This window comes from Staphylococcus sp. HMSC062A01, from assembly GCF_001836805.1.
Lineage (GTDB): Bacteria > Bacillota > Bacilli > Staphylococcales > Staphylococcaceae > Staphylococcus > Staphylococcus haemolyticus.
On the sequence record NZ_KV830645.1, the window covers coordinates 57,629 to 64,134 of the forward strand.

Annotated in this window: 3 protein-coding genes and 1 pseudogene; all 4 read left to right on the forward strand. The window is 31.4% G+C overall.

What is annotated here, in order from left to right; all coding sequences use genetic code 11:
• On the forward strand, window positions 1-3,891 hold the full coding sequence (locus HMPREF2715_RS11425) for a DNA translocase FtsK (protein ID WP_070840149.1): 3,891 nt from the start codon (window positions 1-3) through the stop codon (window positions 3,889-3,891).
• Between the two features lie 20 nt (window positions 3,892-3,911).
• A complete protein-coding gene (murC, locus tag HMPREF2715_RS11430; protein WP_070440104.1) occupies window positions 3,912-5,225 on the forward strand; it encodes a UDP-N-acetylmuramate--L-alanine ligase in 1,314 nt (437 codons plus the stop codon).
• An 81-nt stretch (window positions 5,226-5,306) separates the two neighbouring features.
• Window positions 5,307-5,813 (forward strand): DUF948 domain-containing protein, encoded by a 507-nt coding sequence (locus HMPREF2715_RS11435; RefSeq protein WP_053025148.1) that lies wholly within the window; start codon window positions 5,307-5,309, stop codon window positions 5,811-5,813.
• 71 nt (window positions 5,814-5,884) lie between these two features.
• A pseudogene (locus HMPREF2715_RS11440) lies at window positions 5,885-6,506 on the forward strand (YtxH domain-containing protein); the annotation flags it as partial.

The following is a 6,506-nucleotide window of genomic DNA, read 5'->3' on the forward strand; positions in this document are numbered from 1 at the left end:
ATGAGTTGGTTTGATGATTTATTTAGTAATAAAGAGAATTCTGATGAAGAATTGCTCAGACGCAAAAGTAAACGTCGCAATGGTGATCTAACTCAAAATAAAGATGATTCATTACTTCCTGAAAACAACGATATATATGATCGTCCAAGAGGTAAGTTTCGTTTCCCTATCGATGTGGGTCAAGACGAGAATTATGAAGAAGCAATTTATCGTGACAGTAATGATGGTATAGATAGTTATAGCCAACATTCTACTAATGACCATAGTTCATATGATTCATTTGATTACGATGGTCATACAAATCAATCTAATAATTATGCTAAGTATGATAGTTCAGAAGATTCAAGAAGACGACGTAGAAGAAATCATATAAATCAAGATGATACTGGTATACCTTCTATTAAATCAAGAAGTCCTAAGTCATTAAATAAATATACTGATACACGTGATACACAACGCTTTAACAAACATCAAAACAATTACTCTAGTACCAATGTTTCAAATTATTCAAAACCTAATTCTAATCACCAATCTAGAGTTAAGTTACAATCAGAAAGATTTAAATCAAACTATCATTTAAGTTCTGAACCTACATATCACCGTTCAAGTTTTAAAACATCGGAAGTACCATCTGCTATTTTTGGAACTAAAAAGCGTAGACCCATCGAAAACGGTGTAATACCACCTGTTAAAGATGATGAAGATTCAAAAGAGTCTATAACAAAATATAGTTCAAGCACAGTTGAACATGTTTCCCATGAAAGTAATCATGGTATAGCTGACAATTCAAATAGGGAAGATACTAAACGTTCCTCACAAATAGATTCATTAATTAACAATGAAAATGAATCAACAATAGAATCAAGTTCTAATACCTCTAATAATAATGAGCGTACTCCAAATTATTCAAAACGTGATAACACGGTGAATATTGAAAATATTTATGCATCTCAGATTGTAGAGGAAATTAGAAAAGAAAGAGAGCGTAAAGTTCAACAAAAGCGTAAATTTAAAGAAGCCTTACAAAATAAACGACAACAAACTGATGAAGAAGATAGTATACAAAGAGCAATCGATGAAATGTATGCTAAGCAAGCAGAACAATATACTGGTGAAAGTTCACTTAATCAAGGTGACAATGTAAGCAATAAATCGAATGAAGATGAAATCGATGAAAGCAAGCATAGTTATTATAGTAAGAACAAATCATTAGCAGATGAGCACAATGGGCTAGTTCAAAATCAAACTGATGAACAAACTAATAGTGGTAATGTTGATAATCAAACAGAAATTTCAAATGAATCTCATGAACCCTACAATTATGAAGAAATTGATTTAAATCAAGTTTCTAGCGTTCAACAAGTTAGTCAGGATGATGTACAAGTTAAAGATGTATTAGAAGAACAATCATTAAAAATTAACAATAATAAAGTGGAAAGTTATTCAAATGAAAAATTTGATGAATACTTAGAGGACACCAATAGTCATGAAGAAATGCTTCATGATGATTTACATGATCAAGTCATGGATGATGGAGAAAATGAAGGTATTAGTAATAAATCAACTGCTGAAAACAATGACGAAAAAATAGACGATGCTAATTATAGAGAGATTAATGAATCAGAATCACTTATGCAAAATAAAACGAATGATTTATCATTTAATGATGAAGTGAATAACTCTGAAGATCAACAAAATCCATCTGAAAATAATATCAATAATGCTGTTCGAAATGCTGTTTCTTCAGATATAGAATACGCAACTAATGAAGACGAAGAAAATGATGAAAGATTGACACAAGATACGAATAAAGAAAATCAAAAGTTATCACAAACAGAAGATATACAAAATGAGTCTTTTAATAACGAAGATGTATTATTAACGTCTAATACAACAGATGATTCAGAATATCTTGAAAAAGATAGTTTAAGTGAAGATAAAAAACCTGAACCATCATCTAATAAAACTAATAAAATACCTCAAAAAATGTCAATCAAGCCTGGTAGTAAACCATTTAATGTTGTAATGACACCTTCTGATAAGAAGCGTATAATGGATGCTAAAAAAAATTCAGTTTCAAGAAACAAAGTTAATGTGCCTGAATTAAAACCTGAAACAAAAAAAGAAGCACAAGATGAGAAAATGAATGCAGAATTAGACAATCATTTAAATGAGTCACAATTAAATTCTGACGAATCATCTGATTTTAATTTGGCATCTCTTGAATACAATGAAAGTTCCGAACATTCAGTTGAAAAAGACAATTTTATTAATGACGAAAACACAAGAGAAAATGAACATCAAGATGTTGATAATAGTCAAAACAATGATATACCTAAAGGAAATCAATTTGGAAAAGTTCAAAATTCAAATAATCAAAATGATAATAAACAAGATATTAATGAGTTTGTTTCTAAAGAGGATTATTCCGATGATACTTCAAAAAAGAATTATAAAGATGGAAATGACGCTAATCATAAGGCTCCTATAAGAAGAGGACCTAATATTAAGTTGCCAAGCTTTGATCTATTAGAAGATGATGAAGAACATGAAATAGATGAATCATGGATTGAAGAGAAAAAACAAGAATTAAATGACGCTTTTTATTATTTTAATGTACCTGCTGAAGTTCAAAATGTTACAGAAGGACCAAGTGTAACTCGTTTTGAATTGGCGGTAGAAAAGGGTGTCAAAGTTTCAAGAATTACAGCTTTACAAGATGATATTAAAATGGCTCTAGCTGCTAAAGATATTCGAATTGAAGCACCAATTCCTGGAACAAGTTTAGTTGGTATTGAAGTACCGAATTTAAATCCTACGAAAGTCAATTTAAAATCTATTTTAGAGAGTCCAAAATTTAAAAATGCCGAGTCTAAATTAACAGTAGCAATGGGTAATCGAATCAATAATGAACCATTATTGATGGACATAGCTAAAACACCTCACGCATTAATTGCAGGGGCGACTGGTTCAGGTAAATCTGTGTGTATCAATAGTATTTTAATGTCATTACTTTATAAAAATCATCCTGAAGAATTAAGATTATTACTTATTGACCCTAAGATGGTAGAACTTGCACCATATAACGATTTACCACATCTAGTTTCACCAGTTATTACTGATGTAAAGGCAGCTACACAAAGTTTAAAATGGGCAGTAGATGAAATGGAAAAACGTTACAAATTATTTGCGCAATTCCACGTAAGAAATATTACTGCTTTCAATAAAAAAGCACCATATGAGCAAAGAATGCCAAAAATTGTTATTGTTATTGATGAGTTAGCTGATTTAATGATGATGGCACCTCAAGAAGTAGAACAATCAATTGCTCGAATAGCTCAAAAGGCTCGTGCATGCGGTATACACATGTTAGTTGCAACACAACGACCTTCTGTGAATGTCATCACTGGTTTAATAAAAGCTAACATACCTACACGTATTGCATTTATGGTATCTTCAAGCGTTGACTCAAGAACGATTTTAGATAGTGGCGGTGCAGAACGCTTGTTAGGATATGGGGATATGCTTTATTTAGGTAGCGGAATGAATAAACCAATTCGTGTCCAAGGTACTTTTGTTTCGGATGATGAGATTGATGATGTAGTTGATTTCATTAAAGATCAAAGAGAACCTGACTATTTATTCGAAGAGAAGGAATTACTTAAAAAGAATCAAACACAAGCTCAAGATGAATTATTTGATGATGTGTGTGAATTTATGGTTAAAGAAGGACATATATCTACTTCATTAATTCAAAGACATTTCCAAATTGGTTATAACCGTGCAGCTCGAATTGTAGATCAACTTGAACAATTAGATTATATTTCAGGTGCAAATGGTTCTAAACCTAGAGATGTATTTATTACTGAAGCAGACTTAAAGAAAGATTAATTTAAAGGAGTTTTATGTATATGACGCATTATCATTTTGTTGGTATTAAAGGCGCTGGAATGAGTTCGTTAGCACAGATCATGCATGATCTTGGTCATGAGGTGCAAGGGTCTGATATTGAAAAATATGTATTTACAGAAGTAGCATTGAAAAATAAAGGAATTAAAATACTACCATTCAATGCAGATAATATTGAAAAAGGGATGGTAGTAATACAAGGTAATGCGTTTCCAGATACTCATGAAGAAATTGTTAAAGCGCATGATTTAAAATTAGATGTTATTCGCTATCATGACTTCTTAGGTCACGTAATTGATCAATATACATCTGTTGCAGTTACTGGTGCTCACGGAAAAACATCAACAACTGGTTTATTATCACATGTTATGAATGGTGATAAAAAAACATCATTCTTGATTGGTGATGGAACTGGTATGGGATTACCTGCGAGCGATTATTTTGCATTTGAAGCATGTGAATATCGTCGACATTTCCTAAGTTATCATCCAGATTATGCAATTATGACAAATATTGACTTTGATCATCCTGATTACTTCAAAGATATTGATGATGTAGCAAGTGCTTTCCAAAGCATGGCGCACAATGTCAAAAAAGCAATTATTGCTTGGGGTGACGATGATCATCTAAGACAACTTAAAGCCGATGTTCCAATTTATTACTATGGATTAAATAAAAATGATGATATTTACGCAGATAACATTCAAATCACGGATAAAGGCACTCAATTTGATGTTTATGTTAATGGTGAATATTATGATCAATTTTTATCACCTCAGTACGGTGATCATAATATCCAAAATGCATTAGCTGTTATCGCAATTAGTTACCTAGAAAAGATGGACGTTAACAACATTAAAGAGGCATTAGAAACATTTGGTGGTGTAAAACGTCGTTTTAATGAAACAAATGTTTCTAATCAAGTATTAGTAGACGATTATGCTCACCATCCAAGAGAAATTAGTGCTACAATTGAAACAGCACGTAAAAAATATCCAAATAAAGATATTGTGGCAGTTTTCCAACCACATACTTTCTCAAGAACACAAGCCTTCTTAGATGAATTTGCAACATCATTAAGTAAAGCGGACCATGTTTATTTATGTGAAATATTTGGTTCCATTCGTGAAAATACTGGCGATTTAACGATTCAAGATTTGATAAATCGTATTGACGGATCTGCGCTTATCGAAGAAAATAATATTGACGTATTAGATCAATTTGATAATGCAGTCATCTTATTCATGGGTGCAGGTGACATTCAAAAGTTACAACGTGCATATGAAGAACATGTCGGCATGACAAATGAATTTTAATATGTTTATATATAATTATGTTGGGTATTTATAATTAATGGCTTTTATTTAAAAGTAAATGGTAATTAGGAGGCGTTTTTAATGGATTGGATTTTACCAATTGCTGGAATTATCGCTGCGATTGCATTCTTAGTATTATGTATTGGAATCGTTGTTGTTTTAATTTCAGTTAAAAAGAATTTAGATCACGTTGCTAAAACACTTGATGGTGTTGAAGGCCAAGTTCAAGGTATTACTCGTGAAACAACTGATTTACTTCACAAAGCTAATCGCTTAACTGAAGATATTCAAGGAAAAGTTGAACGTTTAAACTCTGTTGTCGATGGTGTTAAAGGCATCGGTGATTCAGTTCAAAACTTAAATGGTTCAGTTGATCGTGTAACTAACTCAATTACACATAATATTTCTCAAAATGAAGATAAAATTTCTCAAGTAGTTCAATGGTCAAATGTTGCAATGGAAATTGCTGACAAATGGCAAAATAGACACTACCGTAGAGGAAGTGCAAACTACAGAAACACATCTGTAGGTAATGATGTAAATCATTCTAACGAAAATTACACTACTAACGTTGAGAAAAACTTTTAATATGATTCAATCAAATGCACTTAAATGAGGTTTTTACTTATTTAAGTGCTTTTCTTATAGGAGGAGTTAATATGAGCAAGAAATATAATCGTGACGCATTTGAAGTTACAAATTCTGGTAATGATTTACACGGAAAAGGTGCTAATCAACAAAATAGTGCTACACAGTCAAATGCGACAAAACATTACAACAGAGATGAATTTGAAAAAAATAATTTTGGTCATGATTTACATGATAATGGACCAAACCAAAAAAATGGTAAATCTAGACAAGGTTCAAATACAGAACATTATAATAGAGACGAGTTTGTGACTAACAACACTGGTAAAGATTTACACGGAAAAGGTGAAAATCAAAATTCTAATAATTATGATGTATCAAATTCTCAATATAGTCACAACAAGTTCAGTTCTCATCCTTCACGTAAGGACTTTGTAATTAGTTTTATTACAGGTGCTTTAATCGGTTCAGCTGTTGGGTTATTTTATAAAAATAAAGCTGAAGAAAAAATTGATAGTGCGAAGACTAAAGAAAAAGAATTGAGAAATCGTTACCAAAATATTAAGCAACAAACTGAAAGTAATATCGAAAATGTTAAACAAAAAATTGATGACTTTAAAAACAGAGACAATTCAGAAGTTAGCAATGATGAACTTGTAGCACAACAAAATGCAATCAAAGCTGAAACGTCGA